This is a genomic window from Caulobacter sp. BK020 (genome assembly GCF_004342605.1).
Classification (GTDB): Bacteria; Pseudomonadota; Alphaproteobacteria; order Caulobacterales; family Caulobacteraceae; genus Caulobacter.
In genome coordinates, this window is record NZ_SLZL01000001.1 from 297,411 (window position 1) to 322,532 (window position 25,122).

Annotated in this window: 20 protein-coding genes; 12 read left to right on the forward strand and 8 right to left on the reverse strand. The window is 68.7% G+C overall.

What is annotated here, in order from left to right; genetic code table 11:
* Positions 1-33 precede the first annotated feature (33 nt).
* From EV278_RS01480 to EV278_RS01490, 3 genes are all read right to left on the reverse strand, one after another.
* Positions 34-504: a hypothetical protein gene (locus EV278_RS01480; RefSeq protein ID WP_132085956.1), complete on the reverse strand. Its 471-nt coding sequence runs from the start codon at positions 502-504 to the stop codon at positions 34-36.
* Between the two features lie 193 nt (positions 505-697).
* Entirely contained in the window at positions 698-1,702 is a 1,005-nt protein-coding gene (locus tag EV278_RS01485; RefSeq protein WP_132085958.1) for a TraB/GumN family protein, read from the reverse strand.
* 45 nt (positions 1,703-1,747) lie between these two features.
* Entirely contained in the window at positions 1,748-2,677 is a 930-nt protein-coding gene (locus tag EV278_RS01490; protein ID WP_132085960.1) for a hydrogen peroxide-inducible genes activator, read from the reverse strand.
* A gap of 182 nt (positions 2,678-2,859) precedes the next feature.
* On the opposite strand from EV278_RS01490, the gene ahpC reads away from it, so the two are divergent.
* The 4 genes from ahpC to EV278_RS01510 all read left to right on the forward strand — a co-directional run bounded on the left by ahpC (position 2,860) and on the right by EV278_RS01510 (position 8,682).
* A complete protein-coding gene (ahpC, locus tag EV278_RS01495; RefSeq protein WP_028039395.1) occupies positions 2,860-3,423 on the forward strand; it encodes an alkyl hydroperoxide reductase subunit C in 564 nt (187 codons plus the stop codon).
* A gap of 152 nt (positions 3,424-3,575) precedes the next feature.
* Positions 3,576-5,162 carry an alkyl hydroperoxide reductase subunit F gene (gene ahpF / locus EV278_RS01500; RefSeq protein WP_132085962.1) on the forward strand — a complete coding sequence of 529 codons (1,587 nt, stop codon included), beginning with the start codon at positions 3,576-3,578 and terminating at the stop codon, positions 5,160-5,162.
* A 267-nt stretch (positions 5,163-5,429) separates the two neighbouring features.
* Positions 5,430-6,818, forward strand: a complete 1,389-nt coding sequence (locus EV278_RS01505; RefSeq protein WP_165916489.1) for an intermediate filament-like cell shape determinant CreS — start codon at positions 5,430-5,432, stop codon at positions 6,816-6,818.
* Between the two features lie 199 nt (positions 6,819-7,017).
* Complete coding sequence (locus tag EV278_RS01510; protein WP_132085964.1) at positions 7,018-8,682, forward strand: hypothetical protein; 1,665 nt, start codon at positions 7,018-7,020, stop codon at positions 8,680-8,682.
* A gap of 5 nt (positions 8,683-8,687) precedes the next feature.
* Here the strand turns inward: EV278_RS01510 and EV278_RS01515 are convergent, their stop codons facing one another.
* Together EV278_RS01515 and EV278_RS01520 are read right to left on the reverse strand one after the other, a co-directional pair.
* On the reverse strand, positions 8,688-9,215 hold the full coding sequence (locus EV278_RS01515; RefSeq protein WP_132085966.1) for an SRPBCC family protein: 528 nt from the start codon (positions 9,213-9,215) through the stop codon (positions 8,688-8,690).
* A gap of 173 nt (positions 9,216-9,388) precedes the next feature.
* Complete coding sequence (locus tag EV278_RS01520; RefSeq protein WP_132085968.1) at positions 9,389-10,240, reverse strand: aspartate/glutamate racemase family protein; 852 nt, start codon at positions 10,238-10,240, stop codon at positions 9,389-9,391.
* A 233-nt stretch (positions 10,241-10,473) separates the two neighbouring features.
* On the opposite strand from EV278_RS01520, the gene EV278_RS01525 reads away from it, so the two are divergent.
* The 5 genes from EV278_RS01525 (at position 10,474) to EV278_RS01545 (ending at position 17,180) form a co-directional block, all read left to right on the forward strand.
* Positions 10,474-12,615 (forward strand): M3 family metallopeptidase, encoded by a 2,142-nt coding sequence (locus EV278_RS01525; protein WP_132085970.1) that lies wholly within the window; start codon positions 10,474-10,476, stop codon positions 12,613-12,615.
* A 149-nt stretch (positions 12,616-12,764) separates the two neighbouring features.
* Entirely contained in the window at positions 12,765-13,343 is a 579-nt protein-coding gene (locus tag EV278_RS01530; RefSeq protein WP_165916490.1) for a PadR family transcriptional regulator, read from the forward strand.
* Positions 13,344-13,348: 5 nt separating this feature from the next.
* Positions 13,349-13,690, forward strand: coding sequence for a DUF2218 domain-containing protein (locus EV278_RS01535; protein WP_132085972.1), 342 nt, complete (start codon positions 13,349-13,351; stop codon positions 13,688-13,690).
* 861 nt (positions 13,691-14,551) lie between these two features.
* Positions 14,552-15,499, forward strand: a complete 948-nt coding sequence (gene gshB / locus EV278_RS01540; protein WP_132085974.1) for a glutathione synthase — start codon at positions 14,552-14,554, stop codon at positions 15,497-15,499.
* A gap of 130 nt (positions 15,500-15,629) precedes the next feature.
* Positions 15,630-17,180, forward strand: a complete 1,551-nt coding sequence (locus tag EV278_RS01545; RefSeq protein WP_132085976.1) for a YifB family Mg chelatase-like AAA ATPase — start codon at positions 15,630-15,632, stop codon at positions 17,178-17,180.
* Between the two features lie 5 nt (positions 17,181-17,185).
* On the opposite strand, the gene spdR is transcribed toward EV278_RS01545, so the two are convergent.
* Together spdR and EV278_RS01555 are read right to left on the reverse strand one after the other, a co-directional pair.
* The gene (gene spdR / locus EV278_RS01550; protein WP_018061492.1) at positions 17,186-17,743 is read right to left on the reverse strand and encodes a stationary phase response regulator transcription factor SpdR; all 558 of its coding nucleotides are present in this window, start codon (positions 17,741-17,743) and stop codon (positions 17,186-17,188) included.
* 88 nt (positions 17,744-17,831) lie between these two features.
* Positions 17,832-19,241, reverse strand: a complete 1,410-nt coding sequence (locus EV278_RS01555) for an ActS/PrrB/RegB family redox-sensitive histidine kinase (RefSeq protein ID WP_132085978.1) — start codon at positions 19,239-19,241, stop codon at positions 17,832-17,834.
* Positions 19,242-19,296: 55 nt separating this feature from the next.
* On the opposite strand from EV278_RS01555, the gene EV278_RS01560 reads away from it, so the two are divergent.
* The 3 genes from EV278_RS01560 (at position 19,297) to EV278_RS01570 (ending at position 22,029) form a co-directional block, all read left to right on the forward strand.
* Positions 19,297-19,893: an SCO family protein gene (locus EV278_RS01560; protein ID WP_132085980.1), complete on the forward strand. Its 597-nt coding sequence runs from the start codon at positions 19,297-19,299 to the stop codon at positions 19,891-19,893.
* A 95-nt stretch (positions 19,894-19,988) separates the two neighbouring features.
* Entirely contained in the window at positions 19,989-21,245 is a 1,257-nt protein-coding gene (phaZ, locus tag EV278_RS01565; RefSeq protein ID WP_132085982.1) for a polyhydroxyalkanoate depolymerase, read from the forward strand.
* A 64-nt stretch (positions 21,246-21,309) separates the two neighbouring features.
* Positions 21,310-22,029: a SprT family zinc-dependent metalloprotease gene (locus EV278_RS01570; protein WP_132085984.1), complete on the forward strand. Its 720-nt coding sequence runs from the start codon at positions 21,310-21,312 to the stop codon at positions 22,027-22,029.
* Positions 22,030-22,921: 892 nt separating this feature from the next.
* Here EV278_RS01570 and EV278_RS01575 read toward each other — a convergent pair.
* A complete protein-coding gene (locus EV278_RS01575; protein WP_132085986.1) occupies positions 22,922-24,886 on the reverse strand; it encodes a penicillin-binding protein 1A in 1,965 nt (654 codons plus the stop codon).
* Between the last annotated feature and the right edge of the window lie 236 nt (positions 24,887-25,122).

Consider the following 25,122-nt stretch of genomic DNA (forward strand, 5'->3'; position numbering starts at 1 on the left):
GGATGTCGTTTCGCGGCGGTCAGGCCGCGCGGGCTAGGGCGCTGGCCGTGATCGCCACGGCAGGGTTTCGGCGAGCGCGGCGTTCACGGCGGCGTCGAGTTGGGGGCTGGGACTGGCGCCGCCGGCGGGCAGCGCCGTCGCGCGGGGGGCCGCGCCGAACAGCTCGGACGGGGCGGCCGTGGCCCGGAAGACGCGGAGACTGAAGACCAGCAGCGATCCGCCTCGGGCTGCCGAGGACCGGGCCTCATCCGGCTGGACGTTGGCGTGGAACAGCAGGACGGCGGTGTCGGCGGCGATCAGGCCGGGATCGCCCGGCGCCAGCAGCACGACCGGGATCGGCGCTCCGTCGGCGGCCAGGGCCCGGACCCGCTCGCAAAGCGCCGCCTGCAGCCGGCGACGGTCCGGCGTCCGGTCGGGGTCGACCAGGCACTGAACGCCCAGGCGTCGGGCTCCGTCCCAGGCGAGGGTCGGGGTCGAAGCTGTGGCGACGTCGCCGCAAATCATGGTCCCGATCGGGGACAGGGCGCAGGCCCATGCCATGAATTGTCGAATTGGCGACATAGAATTCCCGCAGCCGATCCGTCTTGGGCGTCTTCGGCCTTCTGACCTTCGCGGGGAAATCGGCCCTATGCAAGCATAAGGTGTATGGTGAAGCTTACATATTTCAAGGTGCGCTCAAGCTTGCGACGACGCGCCTTCAATCGGCCGGCGAGGTGATGGTCGCACCAGCGGCCTTCAGGCGGTCAAGAACGCCGTTGGCCGGCAGCAGAAAGGCCAGGTCGACGACGGCGATGGTCACGCCAGGCCGGTTCAGCGCCTCGTTCAGGGCGTCCGCAGACTGGCCGATTTGCTGCGCCAGCAAGGCCGGACCGCCGGGCGCGCGCATCACGCAGCGCTGGGCCGCCGAGGTGGAATAGCGGGCCCGCACGCTGGCCAGGTCGCCATTGGCCCAGTCGGTTCCGATGTCGGTCGGGTGGGCGCCGTCATATTCCAGTTCCGTCAGGGCGTCGCGCAGGCAGGCCAGGTTGGCCTCGTCAGACAGCTTGCCGGCGCTGGCGAGGATCGGGCCCAGGCGGTACTGGCTCATCGCCTTGACCTTGACGCCCTTGGCCTTGGCCATGCGCTCTATCGTGCTGACCGGCTTGGCCTCGGACAGGCCCGCCGCCTGGCGGAAGTCGGACAGCAGGATGAAGCCGGCCACGGCCGGTTTCCAGTCCTTGTACGGCACGCCCGTTCGGCCGGCCCGTTCGCGGGCGCTGACAAACCGCGCCTTCAGGTCAGCCGGGAGGCGATCCTCCAGGTTCTTGCTGAAGGGGCCGTAACGCACGCCCCCGCCGCCGGTCAGGAAGAATTTGGTGACCTGCAGCGGGCCGACCGAGGCCTCGGGCGGAACCAGGACCAGGCTGGCCTGGTCCATGGCCCGGTTCAGGCGCGGACTGTCCCACTTCAGCTGATGCGGCAGGGGCGGAGCCGAGCCGACGACATAAAGCTTGGCGGCGCCCTTCTCGACCAGCCACAGGGCCGGACCCGGCGGCCGGGCGACCACCTGCAGTTCCTCGACCACGGCGCTGCCGGAATCCTGGGGAAACAGTTCGACCGTTTGACCGGAAGGCGCGGGCGGGGCCTGGGCCGACGCCGGAAGGGCCAGGGCCGCGAAGCCGAGGGCGGCGCCGCCGATCAGCGCGGGAATGCGTCGAACCATGGGCGTCCTCGTCTGGCGGCGGCGTTACGAACGCAGATAGGTATCCTAGTGCCGTGGCGAAAGCGCGGCGGGCGGCAGGTCGCGCAGGGTCTGGGCCAGCAGCCGCCCCTCGGCGCCGCGGCTGGAACCGGCCCGCCAGGCGACGACGATCTCACGGCTGGACTGTTCTGAGTCCAGCGGCCGGATGGTGACCGGCGCGTTGTGGGCCAGGCCGGCCGCCACCGCCATCGACGGCAGGAACGACACGCCCAGGCCCGAGCCGATCATCTGCACCAAGGTGGGCAGGGAGGTGGCCGCGAAGCTTTCCTCGTCGCCAAAACCGGCGCCGCGCGGCGGCTCCAGCCCGCAGGCGGCCAGGGCGTGATCACGCAGGCAGTGGCCGTCCTCGAGCAGGATCATGTCGTCGCCGCGCAGGGTTTCGGGATCGACCCGGTCGAAGGCAGCCATGCGGTGGTTGGCCGGAGCGGCGGCCAGCAGCTCGTCGTCCTCGACATGGGCCCAGTCCAGGCCGGTCATGTCGTACGGCAAGGCGATCAGGGCCGCGTCCAGTCCGCCGGACTTCAGGGAAGCGATCAGCCGATGGGTCAGGTCCTCGCGCAGGTACAGCTTCAGCTTGGGGAACTGGTCGCGCAGGGCCGGCAGGGCGCGGGGCAAAAGATACGGGGCGACGGTGGGGATCACGCCCAGGCGGAACCGGCCGGCGAGGGGCTGGCCGGCCCCGCGCGCGGCCTGCACCAAGTCCTCGGCCTGGGCCAGGATCGCCTCGGCCCGGCGCACGGCCTCCTGGCCGGCCGCGGTCAGGATCACGCCGGACCGCGCGCGGTCGACCACCGGGGTGCCGAGAATCTTCTCCAGTTCCTGGATGCCCGCGGACAGGGTCGGCTGGGTGACGTGGCAGGCGTCAGCGGCCCGGCTGAACGAGCCGTGCTCGGAAAGAAGCTTCAGATACTGGAGTTGGCGCAGGGTGGGAAGCATGGCCCTTAGATAGGCAGGATCTATCGGAAATCACAGGACAATCGACGACGCCTCTGCCGCACTTGCGAGAATGCGGCGCAACAATCATAGATTAAACCTATCGTCAGGAACGAAACAATCGATTGGCCCTATCAGAATCCCTTGCGTAGAAGGGCCTTCGCAATTCCTTGCAGGAGAACTTCATGTCCTTGATCAACACCCAGATCAAACCCTTCACCGCCCAGGCCTACAAGGGCGGCAAGTTCGTCGAGGTCAGCGACGCCGACCTGAAGGGCAAGTGGTCCGTCGTGTTCTTCTACCCGGCCGACTTCACCTTCGTCTGCCCGACGGAGCTGGAAGACCTGGCCGACAACTATGCCACCTTCCAGCGCCTGGGCGTGGAGATCTACGCCGTGTCGACCGACACCCACTTCTCGCACAAGGCCTGGCACGACACCTCGCCGGCCATCGGCAAGATCCAGTACACCATGGTCGGCGACCCGTCGGGCCAGATCACCAACAACTTCGGCGTCATGCGCGAAGGTGTCGGCCTGGCCGATCGCGGCACCTTCCTGATCGACCCGGAAGGCGTGATCCAATTCGTGGAAGTCACCGCCGAAGGCATCGGCCGCAACGCCATCGAACTGCTGCGCAAGATCAAGGCCGCCCAGTACGTCGCGTCGCACCCGGGCGAGGTCTGTCCGGCCAAGTGGGAGGAGGGTGAAAAGACCCTCGCCCCGTCGCTCGACCTGGTCGGCAAGATCTAAGCCCGCCTACGACCTGTCGCGGCCTTCGGGCCGCGATGGGCGCTCCGCCGGTTCCGTCAGCCCGCGGAACCGGCGGCTTTGCCCGCCATTCCTGAATTCGCCAATTCCCGGCCCGCGTCTCCCCGCGCGTCGCCTCGTCGTCGGAGCCTGCCATGTTGGACGATGGTCTGAAGACCCAGCTGAAAGCCTATCTGCAGAACCTGCGCCAGCCGATCACGCTGGTCGCCTCGCTGGGCGAAGGCGCGGGATCCAACGACATGCGCGCCCTGCTCGAGGACGTGGCCGGAACCTCCGACAAGGTCAGCCTGAACCTGGCCGGCGACGACGCCCGCAAGCCGTCCTTCGCCATCACCCGCGCCGACGATAGCGCCGATGTCCGCTTCGCCGGCCTGCCGCTGGGCCACGAGTTCACCTCGCTGGTGCTGGCTCTGCTGCATGTCGGCGGTCATCCGCCGAAGTTCGACGCCGAGGTGCTGGACCAGGTCCGCGCCCTGGAAGGTGAATTCCGCTTCGAGACCTATTTCTCGCAGAGCTGCCAGAACTGCCCGGACGTGGTCCAGGCGCTGAACACCATGGCGGCCCTGAACCCCAACATCAGCCATGTCGCCATCGATGGCGCGCTGTTCCAGGCGGAAGTCGAGGCGCGCCAGGTCATGGCCGTGCCGACCATCCTGCTGAACGGCCAGCCGTTCGGCCAGGGCCGCATGAGCCTGGAACAGATCCTGGCCAAGCTGGACACCGGCGCCGTGGCCCGCGAGGCCGAGAAGATCAAGACCAAGGACGCCTTCGACGTCCTGGTCGTCGGCGGCGGCCCCGCTGGGGCCGCGGCGGCGATCTACGCCGCCCGCAAGGGCATCCGCACCGGCGTGGCGGCCGAGCGCTTCGGCGGCCAGGTGCTGGACACCATGGCCATCGAGAACTTCATCTCGGTGTCGCACACCGAAGGCCCCAAATTGGCCTCGGCGCTGGAGCAGCACGTCAAGGACTATGACGTCGACATCATGAACCTGCAGAAGGCCGTCGGCCTGGTTCCCGCCAAGACCCCCGGCGGCCTGATCGAGGTCAAGCTCGAGAACGGCGCCAGCCTGAAGTCGCGCAGCGTGATCCTGGCCACCGGGGCCCGCTGGCGGAACATCAACGTGCCCGGCGAGGCCGAGTACAAGAACAAGGGCGTGGCCTATTGCCCGCACTGCGACGGCCCGCTGTTCAAGGGCAAGCGCGTGGCGGTGATCGGCGGCGGCAACAGCGGCGTCGAGGCGGCCATCGATCTGGCCGGCATCGTCGCCCACGTGACCCTGATCGAGTTCGACAGCCAGCTGCGCGCCGACGCCGTCCTGCAACGCAAGCTGGCCAGCCTGCCGAACGTGCGCATCGTCACCTCGGCCCTGACCACCGAAGTGCTGGGCGACGGCGCCAAGGTCACAGGCCTGACCTACAAGGACCGCAACCACGACCAGGTCCACACCGTCGACCTGGAAGGGGTGTTCGTGCAGATCGGCCTGGCGCCCAACACCGAGTGGCTGAAGGACAGCGTGGCCCTGACCCAGCGCGGCGAGATCGAGGTCGACCACCGTGGCGAGACCTCGCTGCCCGGCGTGTTCGCCGCCGGCGACGCGACGACCACGCCCTACAAGCAGATCATCATCGCCATGGGCGAGGGTTCGAAGGCGGCCCTGTCGGCCTTCGACTACATGATCCGCCTGGAGCCGGCGGTTCCCGCCGAGCAAGAGGCCGCCTGACGCGTCTCCCGACCGGGTGAACGTCTCGATTGGGTCTCCACGAAGCCGCCGTGACCGCCCTTGGGGCTGTCGCAGCGGCTTTCTTGCGCCGGCTCGGCGTATTGGGAGATGCGGCGATGCGCCTCTCGCCGAACGCGCGATCTTCACCTCGACAGCAATCTTGAGCGCGCGCTATCCTGTTAACGAATGGGCAAATGATTCTGCGCGGCTGAGGGGCCGAATCGGCGCGATGGGCGTCGAGCCGCGGATCGTTAGAGGGTGGGCAAGATGAGGCTGCTGTCGAAGGGCGAGCGGAACACCAAGGGCGGCGTCAAGCCCGTGATGCTGGCCGCCGAGAACGATCGTCCCGAAACCGACGGCGGCGCCGACCGTCTGGTCGAGGCCACCCAGGCCATCGGCGTCCGCTACGAGACCATCCACGGCGGGCTGGACAGCATCAGCCGCGTGGTCGAGCACCTGCGGGCCATCGAGCCGCTGCTCTCCGAGATCCGCGGCCCGGTCGCCGAGGAGTTCGAAGCCCGCCGGGCCGAGCACGCCGAGTTGATCGCCCTGCGCGCGGCCCACGATCAGGCCGCCCGCCAGTTGGCCGTCGCCCAGGCCGAGGAGCGCGAGCTTTCGGCTCGCCTGGCGACCGCCGACGCCGCCCTGACCGAATCTGAAGCCCGACGCCAATCCCTGGACGTCGCCCTTGAGGACGGCGCGCTGGAGATTGACCGGCTGCGCAACGGTCTGCAGCAGTCCGAACTCAAGGTCGGCGGCCTGGAAGCGGCCCTGCGCGACGCCACCGCCCGCGCCGAACACCTGGCCCAGGACGTCGAGACCCTGCGGATCCAGACCCAGGACATCGACGCCCGCCGCGGCGAGTCCGAGGCCGCCCTGGCCGCCGCCAAGCAGCAGTCGGCCCTGCAGGCCGAAGAGCTGGGCACGGTGAAGAAGCGCCTGGACCAGGCCGGCGCCGACGTCGCCCGCCTGTCGCGCATCGAGACCGAGCTGGAGGCCCAGGTGGCCGCCGAGCGCGCCCGCGTGCTGGCGACCGAGAACGCCCTGACCACCATCCAGGCCGACAGCGCCCGCACGATCCGCGGCCTGGAAGCCCAGGTGGAAGCCGGCCGCGCCGAAGCCCTGGCCCTGCAGACGCGGCTGGAGACCGCCACGGGTCGCGCCGACAAGCTGGAAGAGATGAACGGCCAGATTTCGGCTCGTCTCAACGAAAGCAGCGCCCAGCAGCAGGCCGTCGAGCGCCGGGCCGGCGACCTCAACGTCGCCCTGGAGCGCGCCCTGGAACGGGTCCGCAATCTTGAGGACGAGGTCGAGGACCTGCGTGGCCGCCACGCCGGCGTCGACACCGCTCGCGCCGCTGCGATCGAACGCGCCGATCAGCTGGCCAAGACCGTGGTGGCCCACGAAAAGGCCCTCAAGCGCGCCGAGGAACGCGCCGCCCAGCTGCGCACCCGCTTCGAGGCGCTCCAGGCTTCGGAAGACGAGACCCGCCGCGCCCACGACGACAAGATCGCCGAGATGCAGGCCGAGATCGAGCGTATCCGCTCGGAGGCCGCCCTGGCCGAGGGCGCCCTGGAATCGGCCCGCCGCGACCGTTCACGCCTGCAGATGGCCCTGCTGGGCGCGACCAGCGACGACATGCAGGCCGTCGGCTGATCTTTCGAGCCTCCTGAACAAGTCGCATGGACCCCGGGCCTCCGCCCGGGGTTTTTGTTTGGGCCGTCCTCGCCGCAGCCTATTGCTACTATAACGATATATTATTGACGACTCCTCCTAAGAGTGATCACCCTGTGCTGGGCTTGGTCGATCGACGCGGGGGCTGACCCGCGCGATGTCCGACGTGGCGGAGGGCGCGATGAAGAACTCGAAACCGGAACGGAAGATCGGCTGGCGGACGCTGGCCGCGACCCTGGTGTGTCTGGCGGGCGGGGGCGGACTGTTCACCGCCCAGGCGATCGACGCCGCCGCGCCCGCCAAGCCGGCCTATCTGGCGGCCTTCCCGAACTTCGCGCCCAAACTGACGCCGCAGATGCCGGGCGACGTCGATATCGCGCTGAAAACCCAGCTGGAGCACGCCAAGAAATTCTCCGAGGTGCAGCGCGAGTTCGACCTCTATTCCTGGCAGATGTTCCTGGCGCTGAACTGGCCCACCAACAGCCAGGGCGTAGCCGCGCCCAAGCTGACCGACACCCGGTTCGGCCAACCGCACTGGACGCTATGGCACAATTCCAGCGCCATCTTCCAGACCGACGGCGCGCGGCCCGCCGCCTGCGGCGTCTCGCCCAAGGCCCGCACCCTGGTGCTGTTCCGCGGCGACCTGGCCAAGCCGGTCAGCAAGGGGCTGGCGCCGTTCTCGGCCCAGGCGACGGCCAACGCCGACCCCCGGGCCACCCGCTTCCTGGGCGTGCTGTCGGCGGTTGGCGAGCTGAACGCCGCCAATCTGGGCGACGACATCGACCAGGCCTTCTCGGGTCCGATGATCGATCAGAACGGCGAGTTCGTCTATTACGAGATCATGATCGACCCCAACGAGGTCGGCTATCTCTGCGACAACAGCCTGTACAACATCAACGGCCAGGTCGCCTTCACCAAGGCTGGCGGCAAGGTCTCCATGCCGGTCGGCACGCCCGACCAGGACTGGAGCGGGTCATTCGAACTGAAGTTCGCCTGGCGGATCCTCAAGCCGGGCAAGGACGACTTCACCCGCTTCTACACCAGCCCGGCCCTGGTCATGGACCCGGGGCCGGACGGCAGGCCGCTGGAGCGCAAGGTGACCGTCGGCCTGGTGGGCATGCACATCGGCCACAAGACCAAGACCTCGCCGCAGTGGATCTGGTCCACCTTCGAGCAGGTCGACAACCTGGATGTCGACGCGGTGGCCCACCCCAGGCTGAGCCCGTCGTTCGTCGATCCGAACTGCCCGATGTGCGCGGTCAACCAGCTGCCGCAGAAGGTCAAGGGCGTCTATCCGCGCATCCCGACCCAGGCCTGGCGCGGCATACCGATTCCCGGCGACAAGGTGGCGCTGAACCGCCAGGCCCAGGCCGCGCTGAAGGCCCAGGATTCGGTCTGGCAGTACTACCAGCTGATCGACACCCAGTGGCCGACCGATCCCTCGGCGCCGCCGGCGCCCTGGAACGGCGGCCTGCCCAACGCCATCGGCAACAAGCCGGGCGGAAATCCGACGCCGGTGTTCCTGACCAACATCACCATGGAAACCTACTTCCAGAAGGGCAACCAGGTCGCCTGCAACGGCGAGGAGCTGCCGGACGGCCAGGACTGCCCAGCCTCCGGACCCGCCCAGCCGCCGGTCTGGAACTCGGTGCTCAACAACCAGGGCAAGCCGGTGACCCCGGGGATCAACACCCTGACCTTCCAGACCGAAAGCTGCATGGGCTGTCACTCGTCGGCGGGGGTCTGGACCGCCTACGACCCCAAGAGCGGCAAGGGCAAGCAGTCGGGACAGCTGACGGCCGACTTCTCCTGGCTGCTCAGCCAGAAGGCCAGCTACGAGAAGTAGAGCGGCTACGGCGCCTTGCCGCTCTCGACATAGACCTTCAGCCGGTCGAACTGCTCGCCCAGCACCTGGTCGACGACCGGGGCGATCTTGTCGAGGCCGCCCTTCATGTAGCCGCCGGCGTCATAGGTCTGGGTCAGGGTGGTCTTGCCGTCCTTCTCCGCCAGGGTCCAGCCGAGGTGGCCCGTCGGGCCGGACATCTGCAGCGGCCCCAGGCCTCCGAACAGCCTCAGGCCCTGGCCCGGCTGGGCGTAGACGACGGTCATGTGCAGGACCGAACCGCCGTTCGGCAGCTTCTCGCAGAAGCAGCCGCCGGCCATGGGGGCCAGGGACAGATTGGCGGCCGAGCCCGACCAGGTGTGGTCCTTGTTCCACCACTGCGAAGGCTGGGAGAGCGCCGCGTAGACCTTGTCGGCCGGGGCGTTCAGCAGGGCGGTACGCTTGACCTCGAAGCCGTTAGGCTGGGCGTCGATGACCTCGCCCTGGGCGGCGGTTGCGGCGAGGGCGAGCGCGGCGGCGAGCAGCAGATGTTTCATGGGGAGCCCCTCCTGTTTAGGAGAAGGGTGGCGTGCCCGAGCGCCCCGTCAAGTCGGACTTGCCCCCACCTGACCGCTGCGCGGTCTGTCCAAGGCGCGAGGCTCTTCCCCCTCTGGGGGAAGACGACCGCGAAGCGGTCCGTAGGGGGCAAGCGGTCTGGCTCGAACCGCCCCTAAGCCGCCTCGAACCGCAGCGGGCCGCCCCAGAAGCTCTCGACCAGGGCGTTCTGCGGACCCGGCTTGCCGGTGGTCAGGAAGCGGCGCGAACCGTCCCTCCCCGGGTCGAATTCCGGATGGCGCCGCAGATACAGCTCCAGCGCGTCGGCGGTCGAGGCCGGCTGGTGGATGACCGGGGTGCCGGCCGGCAGGGCGGCGCGGAAGATGTCGGCGATGATCTCGTAATGGGTGCAGCCCAGCACCGCCCGGTCGGGATAGCGGCCGATGCGGGTCTTCAGCGCCTGGACATAGCCCTCGACCGCCTTGGCCAGATCCACGGCCCCGGCGTCGGCCTCGATCATCGGCACGAGGTCGGGGCAGGCTTGCGAGAACACCGCAATGTCCTGCTTGCGCTTGTCGATCTCGATTTCGTAGACGCGCGAATTCGCCGTGCCCTGGGTCGAGAACACGCCCAGCACGTCCAGCTGTTCGACCTTGTCGCCGCGCCGTTCGGCCTCGTGCTCCCAGGGCAGGCCGGTGGCCGCCTCGATGGTCGGGACGATGATGCCCAGCACGTTGATCGGCCGGCCCAGCGCCTTGCGATAGCCGGGCAGCCAGGTCTGCTGCAGGCGGCGCAGGGCGATGGCCGAGGCGGTGTTGCAGGCCAGGACCACCAGGCTGGCGCCGGTGTCGAACAGGCGCTGGCAGCCGGCCCGCGTCAGGTCGACGATCTCTTCGCCCGCCCGGCCGCCATAGGGGGCGTTGGCCTGGTCGGCGAGATAGACGAAGTCCGCCTGGGGCAGACGGTTCACGAGGGCGCGGTGGACCGTGAGGCCGCCCACGCCGGAGTCGAAGACGCCGATGGACATGAATCTGGCTTACCCCGCCGTTGCCGAACCGTCCACGCGCGGCGTCTGAGATTCTCGCGCAGATCTGGTGCAGATGCTGCTCTCCTCGCACGAACCGGTCCCGGCGGACCGGAGCTCACGGGAATTCTGTCGCAAAATTCACGTTTGGCGGGACGAATTCGGCTCGAAAGCGCTTACTTCCCAGCCATCCGGCGCTTTAGGGTCGCGGCTCGTTCCTTCGGAGACCCGCCGCCGTGAAGCGCCGTTCCTTCCTCGCCGCCGCCAGCGCGACCGCCCTGACGCCCATGATCGCCAAAGCCGCCACGCCCGCCGCCTCTCCGGCCTCGTCCAACCCGCTGCTGGCCCCGTGGACCGGCCCGCACGGCGGCCTGCCGCCGCTGGACAAGGTCAGGCCCGACCTGTTCGCCGCGGCCTTCGAGGCGGCAATGGCCGAGCAGCGGCGGGAGATCTTCGCCCTGACCGCCAAGCGCTCGGCGCCGACCTTCGAGGGAATCCTGGCGGCCTATCAGGACTCCGGCCGGACCCTGAACCGGGTCAGCGCGCTGTTCGGGGTGTTCACCTCGACGATGAACGACGCGGCCATGCAGAAGGTCGAGGCCGAGACCACGCCCAAACTGGCGGCGTTCGGCGACGAGATCGTCCAGAACGAGCAGCTGTTCGCCCGCATCAAGGCCGTCTACGACGCCCGCGAGACCTCGAACCTGACGCCCGAGCAGAAGCGCCTGACCTGGGTGATCTACAACTATTTCGCCCGCCAGGGCGCGGCGCTGGACGCCACGAAGAAGGCCCAGCTGGGCCAAATCAACCAGGCCCTGGCCAGCCTCTACACCAGGTTCAGCCAGAACGAACTGGCCGACGAGGAGGGCTACACCCTGGAGCTCTCCGAGGGCGACCTGGCCGGCCTGCCGGAGTCGGTCAAGGCCGGGGCGGCGGCCGCCGCCGAGGAAAAGGGCCTCAAGGGCAAGTGGCTGATCACCAACACCCGCTCGTCCATGGAGCCGTTCCTGGTCTATTCCGACCGCCGCGATCTGCGCGAGAAGGGCTGGCGGATGTGGGTGTCGCGTGGCGACAACAACGACGCTCACGACAACAAGGCGGTGATCACCGAGATCCTCAAGCTGCGGGCCGAGAAGGCCCAGCTGCTGGGCTTCCCGACCTACGCCCACTGGATCACCGACGACCAGATGGCCAAGACGCCCGAAGCGGCCATGGACCTGATGATGCAGGTCTGGAAGCCCGCCGTGGCTCGCGTCCACGAGGAGGTGGCCGACATGCAGAAGGTCGCCGACGCGGAAGGCGCGACCTTCAAGATCGCGCCCTGGGACTATCGCCACTACGCCGAGAAGGTGCGCAAGGCGCGTTACGACCTCGACCAGAACGCGGTCAAGCCGTACCTGCAGCTGGAGAAGCTGCGCGAGGCGATCCACTGGGCGGCGGGTCAGCTGTACGGCTTCACCTTCACCCAGGTCACCGACGTGCCGGTCTGCCATCCTGACGTGCGGGTGTGGGAGGTGACCAAGGGCGGCCAGCGCGTGGGCCTGTGGTACTTCGATCCCTACGCTCGGTCCGGCAAGCAGTCGGGCGCCTGGATGAGCGAATACCGGACCCAGGAAAAGTTCAGGGGCGTGGTCACACCGATCGTCTCCAACAACTGCAACTTCGTGAAGGGCAAGCCCGGCGAGCCGGTGCTGATCTCCTGGGACGACGCCACGACCATGTTCCACGAGTTTGGCCACGCCCTGCATGGCCTGAACTCGGACGTGAACTATCCGGCCTTGGCCGGCACCAACGTGGCCCGAGACTTCGTCGAGTTCCCCAGCCAGCTGAACGAGCACTGGCTGCCGACCAAACCGGTGCTCAGCCAGTTCGCCGTGCACTACCAGACCGGCCAGCCGATCCCCGACGCCTTGGTGGCCAAGATCGAGAAGGCAAAGACCTTCAACCAGGGCTTCTCGACGGTCGAGTACCTGGCCTCGGCGATCTACGACATGAAGATCCACCTGGCCGCCAAAGGTCAGGCTATCGACCCGGCCGCCTTCGAAAAGTCGGCCATGGACGAGATTGGCCTGCCGCCGCAAATCGTCATGCGTCACCGGCCCACCCAGTTCGGGCACATCTTCGCCGGCGAGGGCTATTCGGCCGGCTACTACGACTATATCTGGGCCGACACCCTGACCGCCGACGCCGCCGAGGCCTTCGAGGAAGCGCCCGGCGGCTTCTACGACAAGGCGGTGGCCAAGCGCCTGCACGACGACATCATGAGCGTGGGCAACACCGTCGACGCGGGCGAGGCCTTCCGCCGGTTCCGCGGTCGCGACGTGAAGATCGGCGCCCTGATGCGCAACCGCGGCTTCCCGGTCCCGCCGGGAACGTAGGCTGAGCGGAGCTTGGGGACAGGCGCAAGCGCCTGTCCCCGGCCGCATCTCGTTTCGATCGTTTCAGATATATCTAAAAACACTCTTGACCTTGGCGTAATCCGATATATCTATCGTTTCGATATAACGAAACAGGATCTGAATCCCACATGTTTGGACGTCATTTCCACCATCACCCCGGCCGCCACGGCGGTCATCACGGCGCCCCCTTCGGTCGCCATCCGTTCGGCTTCCACGGCCACGAGGGCCACCATCGTCGTGGCGGCCGCATGGGCCGGTTCTTCGACCACGGCGACTTGCGCCTGGTGGTCCTGAAGCTGATCGCCGACAAGCCCAGCCACGGCTACGAGCTGATCAAGGCCGTCGAGACCGCCGCTGGCGGCGCCTACACTCCCAGCCCTGGCGTGATCTATCCGACCCTGACCCTGCTGGAGGAGTTGGGCTACGTCACCGCGGCCGACGCCGGCGGCGGCAAGAAGCTCTACACGATCACCGACGAGGGCCGGGCCTTCCTGGAAAGCAACAGCCAGCCGGTCCACGGCCTGTTCGCCCGCATGGCCGAGGCCGCCGCCCAGAGCGCCGCCTTCTCGCCGCAGATCATGCGGGCCCGCGAGAACCTCAAGACCGCCCTGCGCCTGAAGCTGACCTCCGGCTCGCTGACCCCCGAACAGGTCGCGGCGATCGCCAAGGTCATGGACGACGCGGCCGCCGCCATCGAAGGGGTCTAGCCGCCATGCAGAGCCATGCCCGCCTGAACACCGACCGCGGCGCGCGCTACATGATTCAGCTGGCCAAGCACTGGGGTCACCGGTTCGAGGCGACCTATGACGACGTCTCGGCCCTGATCCCGCTGCCGCTGGGCACTTGCAGCATGCTGGCCGATCCCGAAGGCCTGGACGTGACGATCGAGGCCGTCGACCTGGAAGCCTTGGCGCGGCTGGAGGACATCGTCGCCGAGCACCTGCTGCGCTTCGCGTTCCGCGAGCCGGTCAAGCGGCTGGGCTGGACGCGGGCCTGGGAGGCGGGCTGCATCGATCCGCCGACCCTGCGGGTCAACCGCGTCTCGTCCTCTTAAGGGTGGAGGCTGTGAAAAAACGCCATCGCTGAAGAAATCGCGGGTGTTTTCTGTCGAACTGGGCGCGATTTGCAGTTCATGTTGGAATTTCTCGCGACATCTGCTCGTGTATTGGGAAAATTTTCCAACGAAAAGCCCGCCGCCGAGTTTTTACACAACCTTGGCGGGTTGCGGACGTTCAATCGCCACTCGGCCCGCAGGCCCAACCGATCAGCCTTCGGGTCCCCATATCGTAAGTGCCTGTAACGAACCTATCGTTGGAGTCATCAATCAGCAGCTCCTCCTGGTCGGCCCGCAGGAGGTGCGTGCCCGGCGCGTAGATCGGTGTCGAAGCTCTTTCGTGGAAATGAACGGTCACCTTCGACGTGTCCGAGCCAAGCCATGGGCCGCTCAGACGCCAAAACACCATGTGCCAGCCGGAGCGCTTGGACCACGAAGGCCTTTCCCAGATATAGTAGCGTGAGGGCCACTGATCGGCCGAGCGAACGCACGGGTGTCGCTCAAGCAATCGATCAATCTCGTCAGCAATGGCTGGGCTTGGGGGCGACGTGATCGTAAGCGCAAGGAACAGAAGGCCAGCAAGGATTACGCCGCACGCTAGAAGTACGGAACGTTTCCCTGTTCGCGGATTCCTTCGCATAGCTCGACCATAGACACGGACGAAATGTGCGCAACGGGTCGCAATCAGACGAAAGCGCGGTGCGGGAAGCCGGACGCCGGAGTCCGCCTCGGCAAGGTCGCGGTCCTGGTCCGCGTCGACGTCGCCCCCCGCCGAGCACTCGCCCCTCGCATTCGCGCCCTCGCCGTCCTACCTAGGCAGTCGCCGCGCGGGATCCCCGCCCAAGCCGATCCGGAGTCCCCATGTCGCTGAGAGTCGCCGTCCAGATGGATCCCGTGCTGGGGATCAACATCGAAACCGACACCACCTTCCTGATGATGTGGGAAGCCCAGCAGCGCGGCCACCGGCTGTGGTTCTACACGCCCGACAAGCTGTCGATGGAGGACGGCCGGGTGTTCGCCCGCGCCCAGCCCCTGACCCTGACCAAGACCCAGGGCGCCCACGCCGAGCTCGGCGAGACCGTGATCCTGGACATGAAGGACGACGTCGACGTGGTGCTGATGCGCCAGGATCCGCCGTTCGACATGGCCTACATCACCGCCACCCACTTCCTGGAGAAGGTCCATCCGCACACCCTGGTGGTCAACAATCCGGCCGAGGTGCGCAATGCGCCCGAGAAGCTGTTCGTCACCGACTTCCCGGGCGTCCAGCCGCCGACCCTGATCACCAGCGACCACCAGGCGATCTACGACTTCCGCGCCCGGCACGGCGACATCGTGCTCAAGCCCCTCTATGGCGGCGGCGGGTCGGGCGTGGCGCGGCTGCTGGCCGACGACCCCAACCTGGACGCCCTGCTGGAGCTGCACGCCATGATCGGCCGCGAGCAGGTGATCGCCCAGAAGTTCGTCCCGGCCGTCAGCAAGGGCGACAAGCGCATCCTGCTGGTGCACGGCGAGCCGGTGGGGGCCGTCAACCGGGTGCCGGCCGCCGGCCAGGTGCGGTCCAACCTGCGGGTCGGCGGCCGGGCCGAGGCGGTGGAGCTGACCCCGCGCGACCTGGAGCTCTGCGCGATCATCGGCCCGGAACTGAAGAGGCGCGGCCTGCTGTTCGTGGGCATCGACGTGATCGGAGAATATCTGACCGAGATCAACGTCACCTCGCCCACCGGGGCCCAGCAGCTCAAGCGGTTCGGCGGCGCCGACGCCGCGGCGATCCTCTGGGATCGGATCGCCGAGCTCAGCTCCACCTGAGGATTAAGTGCGTCGGATAGACGACTGAATCGTCACACTTTCCTGAAATGTTCGTTTTTCGTTCTTGCTCCGCTCCAGCGACCATGCTTGGCTTGTGGATAAATCGGTGGGCAAGGGGGCGGGGAAGCCAATGGCGGCAAAGGTCGTCACGGTGGCGTTCGAGGGCGTCGAGGCGCGCCGGGTCGACGTCGAGGTGCAGCTGACGGGCGGCGCCCAGGTCATGGTCATCGTCGGCCTGGGCGACAAGGCCGTGGCCGAGAGCAAGGAGCGGGTGCGCGGCGCCTTCGCCGGCCTGGGTCTGGCGCTGCCGCCCAAGCGCATCGTCGCCAACCTGGCCCCGGCCGACCTTCCGAAGGAGGGGTCGCACTATGACCTGCCAATCGCCCTGGCGGTGATGGCGGCCATGGGCGTGATCCCGATCGACGCGCTGGACGGCTGGGCGGCGATGGGCGAACTGTCCTTGGACGGACGGATCGCGGCCTGCGCCGGAGCCCTGCCGGCGGCCATGGCGGCCGGGGCCATGGACCTGGGCCTGATCTGCCCCGAGGCCTGCGGGCCCGAAGCGGCCTGGGCCGGCGGCACACGGATCCTGGCGCCGCGCTCGCTGGTGGCCCTGATCAACCACTTCCGGGGCGGCCAGCTGCTGTCGGCCCCGTCGCCGGGCCCGGTGGTCGAGGGCGAGGCGGCCAAGGACCTGCGCGACGTCAAGGGCCAGGAGCACGCCAAGCGGGCCCTGGAGATCGCCGCCGCCGGTTCGCACAACCTGCTGTTCTGCGGTCCGCCCGGCTCGGGCAAGTCGATGCTGGCCCAGCGCCTGCCCGGGCTGCTGCCGCCCCTGAGCTCGCACGAGCTGCTGGAGACCTCGATGGTCCATTCGGTGGCCGGGCTGATCGCCAAGGGAACCCTGACCCGGGCCCGGCCCTACCGCGCCCCGCACCACAGCGCCTCGATGGCCGCCCTGACCGGCGGCGGGCTGAAGGCCAAGCCGGGCGAGGTGTCGCTGGCGCATAATGGCGTGCTGTTCCTGGATGAACTCCCGGAGTTCGGAGTCCAGGCCCTCGACAGCCTGCGGGGGCCGCTGGAAACCGGCGAGGTGATGGTGGCGCGGGCCAACGCCCATGTGCGTTATCCGGCCCGGGTGCAGCTGGTGGCGGCGATGAACCCCTGCCGCTGCGGCCACGGGGGGACCGGGCGCGGGGCGTGCGAAAAGGCCCCGCGCTGCCTGCGCGACTATCAGGGCCGGGTCAGCGGGCCGCTGATGGACCGCATCGACCTGGCCGTCGACATGCCCGCCGTCACCGCCGCCGACCTGGCCCTGCCGCCGCCGTCCGAAGGCACGGCCGAGGCCGCCGCCCGGGTCGCCCGGGCCCGGCGGCTGCAGCTGGAACGGGCCGAGGCGATCCCGAACGCGCCGTCGGGGGCCGAGGCGCTGAACGGCCGGGCCGAGGGCCGCTATCTGGAGCAGATCGCCGACCTCGACGAGGCCGGACGCGGCCTGCTGTCCCGGGCCGCCGAGGCCGGCCAGATCAGCGCCCGCGGCTGGACCCGCGTGCTGCGCCTGGCCCGCACGATCGCCGACCTGGAGGGCGCGGCGGGCGTACGCCGCGTGCACGTCGCCGAGGCCCTGGCCCACCGGCGCACCAGCGCCCTGGGCGCGGCGGCGGGCGAGGGGGTGTTCTAATAGACCTATCGCGGCGCGCGCTTGGCCAGGATCCGCTGCAGGGTCCGCCGGTGCATGTTCAGCCGTCGGGCGGTCTCCGACACGTTGTGGCCGCACATCTCGTAGACCCGCTGGATGTGCTCCCAGCGCACGCGGTCGGCGCTCATCGGGTTTTCCGGCGGGGCGGGGGCGGCGTCCTTGGCGGCCAGCAGGGCGCGGGCCACGTCGTCGGCGTCGGCCGGCTTGGACAGGTAGTCGATCACTCCCGCCTTCACGGCCGCGACGGCGGTGGCGATGTTGCCGTAGCCGGTCAGCATGATGACCTTGGCGTCGGGCCGCACGTCGCGCACGGCCTCGACCACCTTCAGGCCCGTGCCGTCCTCCAGCCGCATGTCGAGCACGGCATGGGCCGGGGCCTGGCTGCGCAGGGCGCTCATCGCCTCGGCCACCGAAGCGCAGAGGGTCACCGCGAACCCGCGCTGTTCGAGCGCGCGACCCAGTCGCGTCCGCAGGGGCGCGTCGTCGTCGAGGAGCAGCAGGGACTTGTCGGGCAGAGCCGCGACCATTTCACCGATATCCGCCATGAACTTCAGCGCCTCCCTACGCTGACACTCAACCAGGCTGCGAGCGAGCCATCTTGCTGCCCAATTCGCGAGTGTCGCAAGTGTTTCATTACAGCTCGCTCGCTCCGATGATCGCAGGCGCCTCCAGCGCCGACCGGGGCCAGCGCGCGGCGACCACCGCGCCGCCGCGCCGACCATTCCTGAAATCCACGCTCGCCCCGGTTCGTTCCAGCAGCGTCTTGGCGATGAAGAAGCCCAGCCCCATGCCGATGTGGCCGGTCCGCGAGCCCTCCGCCCCCGGACGGGACGTCACATAGGGCTCGCCCAGCTTGGCCAGGATCTCGGGCGAGAAGCCCGGCCCGTCGTCGCGCACCTCGATCACCACCGCCCGGGCGTCGAAGCGGGCCACGACGATCACCTCGGCCCGGGCGAAATCGACGGCGTTCTCGACGATGGTCGTCAGGGCATGGAGGATCTCGGCCCGTCGCCAGATGTCGGGCGCCGAATCGCCCGGCGGGCCGTTGACCACCGCCTCGACCCGGATGCCGTGGATCATGTGCGGCTCGATCACCTCGTGCACCAGCTGGGTGAGGCTGATCCGCTCGTGCACCGCGTCCTTGGCCTCGGGCATCTCGGTCAGGCGGGCCAGGATCTCGCGGCAGCGCGCCGCCTGGCCGATCATCAGCTCGGCGTCCTCGCGGGTCTGCTCGTCGGGGGCGTTGCGGACCATCTCGCGGGCCACGACCGAGATGGTGGCCAGGGGCGTGCCCAGCTCGTGGGCGGCGGCGGCGGCCAGGGCCCCCAGGGCCGAGAGCCGCTGTTCGCGGGCCAGCACCGTCTCGGTGACGTTCAGGGCCAGCTCCATCCGCGCCGACTCCGTCGCCGCCTGCCAGGCATAGGCCCCAGTCAGGGCGATCCCCAGGATCCGCGCCAGCACGATGGTCATCAGGGTCAGGCCGCCGGGCACGGGGGCCGGCCCCGCCGACGGGGGGTAGGGCGAGGGCAGGTAGACGAACGTCAGCACCAGGCAGGCCGCCACCGCCAGGGCCCCGACCGCCACGGCGAACCGGGCCGGCAGGGTGGCGGCGGCCAGGGTGACGGGGGCGATCAGCAGCAGGGAGAACGGATTGACGATCCCGCCGGTCAGGTAAAGCATTCCCGCAAGCTGTATGGTGTCGAACGCGATCTGGGCCGTGGCCTCGCCCTCGCGCGCCATCCGCTGGCCGCCGAACGCCAGGCCGATCAGCACGTTCAGCCAGGCCGACAGGGCGATCAGCGAGAAGCAGAGGGCGAAGGGCACCTTCAGGTCCAGGACCAGGCCGGCGACCAGAACGGCGGTGGTCTGGCCGATCACCATCAGCCAGCGCTGGGCGATCAGGGTGCGGACCCTCAGGCGTCCGCGACGCAGCCCTGGCCCCGCCCAGGACCAGTCCTCGTCTTGCGCCGCCTCGGCGTCAGGCTTATCGAGCCCCGACCGAGGCGAACTATGCGGCGCATTCTTGAGAGACGCGTCTGCCATGTCGCACCATAAGGCCAGAAATTCTCGTCTGGCGAGAGCGAAAGGTTCAAAGCCCATGCCGCGTCATCGGTTGCTTGCGATTCTGGCGGGGCTGCTGGCCGTCCTGCTGGCTGGCGGGCTGATCTTCAGGACCGGCGTCCTGGACAAGGCCCCGCCGCCGTCCCTGGTCGGCGGCCCGTTCCAGCTGGTCGACCAGAACGGCAGGCCGACCACCGAGGCGGCCCTGAAGGGCCAGTGGAACGCGGTGTTCTTCGGCTTCACCTACTGCCCGGACGTCTGTCCCGGCACCCTGCAGGCCCTGGCCGCCGCCAGCGACCAGCTGGGCCCCAGGGCCAAGGACCTGAAGATCGTCTTCATCTCGGTCGACCCGGACCGCGACAAGCCGCAGGCGGTCAAGGACTTCCTGTCGGGCCCGACCCTGCCGAAAAATATCCTGGGCCTGACCGGCGCGCCCGAGCAGACCGCGGCGGCCGCCAAGGCCTATCGCGTCTATTACAAGAAGGCCGGCGACGGGCCCGACTACAGCGTCGATCACTCCACGGCGGTCTATCTGATGGATCCCAAGGGCCGGTTCGTCAAAGTGATCCCCTACAATCTGCCGCCCGACGAGATCGCCCGGCAGATCAAGGACGCCATGGAGGGCCGCGGCTAGCGCCTGGCGCGCCCGCGACGCTGTACCGCTACCGGAAGGCTGTACTTTCTTGAGGATTGGCGTGCTATGTTGCATTGCAACATTCCGGATGCGCCATGCTTTACGCCCTGCACGAGGCCAGTTTCTACGCTTCCACGCCCCTGCGGCTCGCGGCCCGCGCGGCCCGCGACTTCTGGGGCTCGCCCCTGAATCCGGCCGCCGAGAGCGATCTTGGCCGCCGGATCCACGCCGGCGCGGACCTGTTCTCGAACGTCACCCGGCGCTACGGCAAGCCCGACTGGCGCATCGACAGCGTCAAGATCGGCCAGGTCGACGTGCGCGTGCGCCCGACCGTGGTCTGGGAAAGCCCCTGGGCGCGGCTGATCCAGTTCGACCGCGACATGGCCGACATGCGCCGGGCCGGCCGCTTCCAGCTGGACCCCGCCGTGCTGATCGTCGCGCCGCTCTCCGGCCACTACGCGACGCTGCTGCGTGGCACGGTCGAGGCCTTCCTGCCCGACCACGCGGTGTTCATCGTCGACTGGGTCAACGCCCGCGAGGTCTCGGTCCTGCAGGGGCGCTTCGACTTCCACGACTATATCGACCACATCCGCCAGATGCTGACGGTCCTGGGGCCGCGCCCCAATGTCGTGGCCGTCTGCCAGCCCGGCCCGCCGGTCCTGGCCGCCGCCGCCCTGATGGCCGAGGACAACGACCCCTCGCGCCCGGCCAGCATGACCTTCATGGGCTCGCCGATCGACGCGCGCCTGTCGCCGACCGTGACCAACCAGCTGGCCGAGGAAAAGCCGTTCACCTGGTTCCAGTCGAACATGATCTACACCGTGCCCCCGCCCTATCCAGGCATGGGCCGGCGCGTCTATCCGGGCTTCGTCCAGCTGGCCAGCTTCATGAGCATGAACGCCGAGAAGCACCAGGCCGCGCACCAGCGCTATTTCCAGGATCTGGTGAAGGGCGACGGCGACAGCGCCGACAAGCATCTGGAGTTCTATGACGAGTACCTGTCGGTGCTGGACCTGACCGAGGAATTCTACCTCCAGACCATCGACATCGTCTTCCAGCAGCACCTGCTGCCCAAGGGCGAACTGACCCATCGCGGCCGGATGGTGAACCCGGCGGCGATCACCGACATCGGCCTGATGACGGTCGAGGGCGAGAACGACGACATCTCCGGCATCGGCCAGACCCAGGCCGCCCACGGCCTGTGCTCGTCCCTGCCCGAGGCCCTGAAGACCGACTATGTCCAGCCGGACGTCGGCCACTACGGCGTGTTCAACGGCCGCCGGTTCCGCGAGGAAATCTATCCGCGGGTGCGCGACTTCATCCTCAAGAGCGACCCGAACTTCGGGGGCTGAGTCCGTTCGCACGGGGAGGGCCTGAAGCCTTGCGCGACGCAGCGGCAGGGGCGATCTAGGGAACATGAACCTCTTCCGCCCGCAGCGCTACGCCGATGGGGACCGGCTGGACGTGCGCGGCTGCGCGGTGCGGCTGAAGGTCGACGGACGGGCGCGGCGGATCTCGCTGCGGGTCGACCGGGCCAGGTCCGAGGTCGTGGCGCTGGCGCCGACCCCGCGCCGGCTGGCGGAGGCCGTGGCCTTCGCCCACGAGAAGGCCGACTGGATCGCCGGCCAGCTGGCCGCCCTGCCGACCCGCCAGGTCATCGCGCCCGGCGGCGTCCTGCGCCTGCTGGGCCGGCCCTATCGGCTGGAGGTAGGCCCCGGCCGGCCGAAAATGACCGACGACGCCCTGATCGCCCCCGATGACAGCACCTGGTCCCTGAAGATCCTGCGCCTGGCCAAGCGCGAGGCGCTGGTCCGCCTGACCGAGCGCACCGCCCACCACGCCGCCGCCCTGGGCCGTCCCATGCCGTCGGTGGCCATCGCCGACCCCAAGGCCCGCTGGGGCTCGTGCCGCCCGGCCCGCCCCGGCCATCCGGCCGCCATCCGCTACAGCTGGCGCCTGGTCCTGGCTCCGTTCGCGGTGGCCGACTATGTCGTCGCCCACGAATGCGCCCATCTGATCGAGGCCAACCACGGGCCCAGGTTCTGGGCCCTCTGCGAGCAACTGGCCGGCGATCCCGCCCCCCACCGCCGCTGGCTGCGGGCCCACGCCGCGGAACTGCACGCGATCTCGGCGTAGGGTGCGCGTCCCCGGGTCGCGGGGACGCGCACTCACGGCAGGGCGCCGGTTGGTTTGCAGAGCACCCCGCGTGAGTGCGTGTCCCCTCCTTGATCCGCCGAGTCCGGACCTAAAGCCCTCTTCAAGACGAACGATCCAGCGCCGTGGGCGACGTGGGGGACACGCACTCACCCCGATCGCTAGGGATCATCGGCTTCGGCCTTGCCGTGAGTGCGCGTCCCCGGCGCTTATCCTCGGGCCATGCGGGATGAACCCCAGTCAAATCAACACCCTGAACTTTCTCGACCCCAATCGATCCTCACCCTTCCGAACCACCCTTATCCTGGTCTCACCTCGTCGCGGGGAAAGGGCGCATGGCCAGCGACCGATGCGGCGGCGGGGGGCGATCGAGCGGGGCTCGTCGGAAGCGCGTGAGTTTGCAGCCGAAGAGCTGAAACAGAGGGCGAGGGACGTAAGCTCGCCCATCGGGGTCTTCATGCTGGGAAGGTCCCGCCCGTCGTGGGGTTCGCTCCGGTCCTCTTAAAACGGCTCACTCCCGCCTCTGACACATGCGGTGCACAGATCCAGAGGAACCACCGGGTGGGGTGAAGGGCGGAAAAGGCCCGCGCGCCCCGGCCTTGCGGATAACGGTCGCGCGGAGCGTCTGACTTCGTCGAAACGGTATTTATCAAAAGAACTCCGGACGTCGTCCGGCGCTCCGCGACCCTTTCCATCCACTCAGCGGTTTTCCGCGTGAGAGCGAGAAGCCGTGCCCGCCATCACTTGCCCCCACCTGACCGCTTCGCGGTCTGTCCGCCCCCACAGGGGGCGGAGCCGCACGGCGCCGGCGACAGCGCTCTTCCCCCTCTGGGGGAAGACGACCGCGAAGCGGTCCGTAGGGGGCAAGTGGATGTCAGTAAGGCAACTGTTCCGGCGCCGGGGTTCCGGCCGGCGGGGTTTCGGCGGCAGGGCCTTCGGGGGCGGCGGCGGGGTTCAGGATGTCGCCGATCGGGTCTTCCCCGGCCGGGCCCGGCGGCTCGATCACCCCGCCGGGGATCGGGGTGGCCTTCAGGCGAGGCAGGGTCGCGGCCATGAAATTATGCCAGATCTCGGCCGGGGCGCCGCCGCCGGTCACCCGCTTCATCGAGGTGTTGTCGTCCTTGCCGGTCCACACCGCGGTGACGAAGCCGCCCGTGTAGCCGACGAACCAGGCGTCGCGGTAGTCGCTGGTGGTGCCGGTCTTGCCGGCGATGTCGTAGCCTTCGACCTTGGCCCGCGTGCCCGTGCCGCCGGCCACGACCTGGCGCATCATCTGGTTCATGTACTGCAGCGAGGGCGAGGCGATCACCTGGGCGCGCTGGCCCTTGTCGACGCCGTGGTCGTACAGGACCTTGCCGCTGGTGGTGCGGATCCGCTCGATGCCGTAGCCCTTGGCCAGGAAGCCGCCGTTCGAGAACGGAGCGTAGGCCTGGGCCATCTCCATCGGCGAGACCTCGACCGCGCCCAGGGCCATCGACGGGTCCAGCTGGATCTTGCTGGTGATGCCCAGCCTGCGGGCGGTGGCGGCGACGTTGCTGGTGCCGACCTCGCTGGCCAGGCGCGCGGCGACCGTGTTGATCGACTGGGCCAGGGCCGTCTGCAGGGTCATCGGACCCAGATACTTGTTGGTGTAGTTCTTGGGCTCCCAGTTGCCGATCTTCACCGGCTCGTCGACCACCATGACATTGGGATTGCGGCCCTGGTCCATGGCGGTCAGGTAGACGAACGGCTTGAAGGCCGAGCCGGCCTGGCGGCGGGCGCTGGTGGCGCGGTCGAACTGGCTGTCGCTGTAGTCGGCCCCGCCGACATAGGCGCGGACGCGGCCCTCGCCGTCGATCGCCACCAGGGCCGCCTGCTGCACGCCCTGGCCCTTGTGGCCCTCGACCCCGGTCTGCACCGAGCGCTCGGCGGCGACCTGGATCGGCAGGTCCAGGGTGGTCTCCACCACCAGGTCCTCGGTCGGCTCGCCGACCAGCGAGCGCACCTGGGCGTCGACATAGTCGGTGAAGTACTGGGCGCGCTGGTTGGCCAGGGTGGCCGAGACACGGACCGGCTCGGCGAAGGCCTGGTCGCGCTGTTCGGGGGTGATGGCCTTCATCCGCACCATCTCGTCCAGCACGATGGTGGCGCGGCGGGCGGCGCGGTCGCTGGCCGAGACCGGCGAATAGCGGGCTGGAGCCTTCATCAGTCCGGCCAGCAGGGCGGCCTCGCCGACGGTCAGCTGCGAGGCGGGCTTGTTGAAATAGCGCTGCGAGGCGGCCTCGATGCCATAGGCCCCGGCCCCGAAATAGACCCGGTTCATGTACAGGGCCAGGATCTGCTTCTTGCTGAACTTCAGCTCAAGCCAGACGGCCAGGATCAGTTCCTGGGCCTTGCGGCGATAGTTCTGGGCCGGGCTGAGGAACAGGTTCTTGGCCAGCTGCTGGGTAATGGTCGAGCCGCCGCGCTGGGGGCCGCCCTCGTGGCTCAGGTTCCAGACCAGCGAGCGGGCGATGCCCCAGGGGTTGAAGCCGATGTGGTGGTAGAACTGGCGGTCCTCGATGGCGACGAAGGCGGCCGGCACATAGTCGGGCAGGGCGTCCAGGTCGACGGGCGGCGCGTACTGGCTGCCGCGCACGGCCAGCAGGGCGCCCGAGCGGTCCAGATAGTTGATCGAGGGCTGGCGCTTGACGTCGTACAGCTTGGAGGTGTCGGGCAGGTCGCTGGCGAACACGGCGAAGAAGGCGACGATGAAGATCAGGCCCCAGACGCCCAGCACGACGGTCCAATAGAGCAGCGCCTGCAAGGGCGTGCGTTGCGGCTTCGCCGGCTTGTTCCCGCCGAAGGTACCGTTGGCCATGTCGTCCTTAATCCCGCAAACACGCGGTCGCCCCGGGGCCCGCGCCGCATTCCGTTTAGCCGATGCCCACAGAAGGCGCGACAAGATTGACGAGAGATGAACACATCTTCACCCGCCTCGCGCACCCCCTTGCACCCTGGGCGTGTTCATGGTTCGTTTCGGCTTCCGGTCGCGACGCGCAGATGCTGGCGATCTTCCGTGCAGGACCGTTGAAGCCGATGTCCGCTTTCAAGCCG

Coding starts and splice junctions, on each gene's coding strand:
- EV278_RS01480 (WP_132085956.1), bottom strand. CDS start 504: ATGATTTGCGGCGACGTCGCCACAGCTTCGACCCCGACCCTCGCCTGG.
- EV278_RS01485 (WP_132085958.1), bottom strand. CDS start 1,702: ATGGTTCGACGCATTCCCGCGCTGATCGGCGGCGCCGCCCTCGGCTTC.
- EV278_RS01490 (WP_132085960.1), bottom strand. CDS start 2,677: ATGCTTCCCACCCTGCGCCAACTCCAGTATCTGAAGCTTCTTTCCGAG.
- ahpC (WP_028039395.1), top strand. CDS start 2,860: ATGTCCTTGATCAACACCCAGATCAAACCCTTCACCGCCCAGGCCTAC.
- ahpF (WP_132085962.1), top strand. CDS start 3,576: ATGTTGGACGATGGTCTGAAGACCCAGCTGAAAGCCTATCTGCAGAAC.
- EV278_RS01505 (WP_165916489.1), top strand. CDS start 5,430: ATGAGGCTGCTGTCGAAGGGCGAGCGGAACACCAAGGGCGGCGTCAAG.
- EV278_RS01510 (WP_132085964.1), top strand. CDS start 7,018: ATGAAGAACTCGAAACCGGAACGGAAGATCGGCTGGCGGACGCTGGCC.
- EV278_RS01515 (WP_132085966.1), bottom strand. CDS start 9,215: ATGAAACATCTGCTGCTCGCCGCCGCGCTCGCCCTCGCCGCAACCGCC.
- EV278_RS01520 (WP_132085968.1), bottom strand. CDS start 10,240: ATGTCCATCGGCGTCTTCGACTCCGGCGTGGGCGGCCTCACGGTCCAC.
- EV278_RS01530 (WP_165916490.1), top strand. CDS start 12,765: ATGTTTGGACGTCATTTCCACCATCACCCCGGCCGCCACGGCGGTCAT.
- EV278_RS01535 (WP_132085972.1), top strand. CDS start 13,349: ATGCAGAGCCATGCCCGCCTGAACACCGACCGCGGCGCGCGCTACATG.
- gshB (WP_132085974.1), top strand. CDS start 14,552: ATGTCGCTGAGAGTCGCCGTCCAGATGGATCCCGTGCTGGGGATCAAC.
- EV278_RS01545 (WP_132085976.1), top strand. CDS start 15,630: ATGGCGGCAAAGGTCGTCACGGTGGCGTTCGAGGGCGTCGAGGCGCGC.
- spdR (WP_018061492.1), bottom strand. CDS start 17,743: ATGGCGGATATCGGTGAAATGGTCGCGGCTCTGCCCGACAAGTCCCTG.
- EV278_RS01555 (WP_132085978.1), bottom strand. CDS start 19,241: ATGGCAGACGCGTCTCTCAAGAATGCGCCGCATAGTTCGCCTCGGTCG.
- EV278_RS01560 (WP_132085980.1), top strand. CDS start 19,297: ATGCCGCGTCATCGGTTGCTTGCGATTCTGGCGGGGCTGCTGGCCGTC.
- phaZ (WP_132085982.1), top strand. CDS start 19,989: ATGCTTTACGCCCTGCACGAGGCCAGTTTCTACGCTTCCACGCCCCTG.
- EV278_RS01570 (WP_132085984.1), top strand. CDS start 21,310: ATGAACCTCTTCCGCCCGCAGCGCTACGCCGATGGGGACCGGCTGGAC.
- EV278_RS01575 (WP_132085986.1), bottom strand. CDS start 24,886: ATGGCCAACGGTACCTTCGGCGGGAACAAGCCGGCGAAGCCGCAACGC.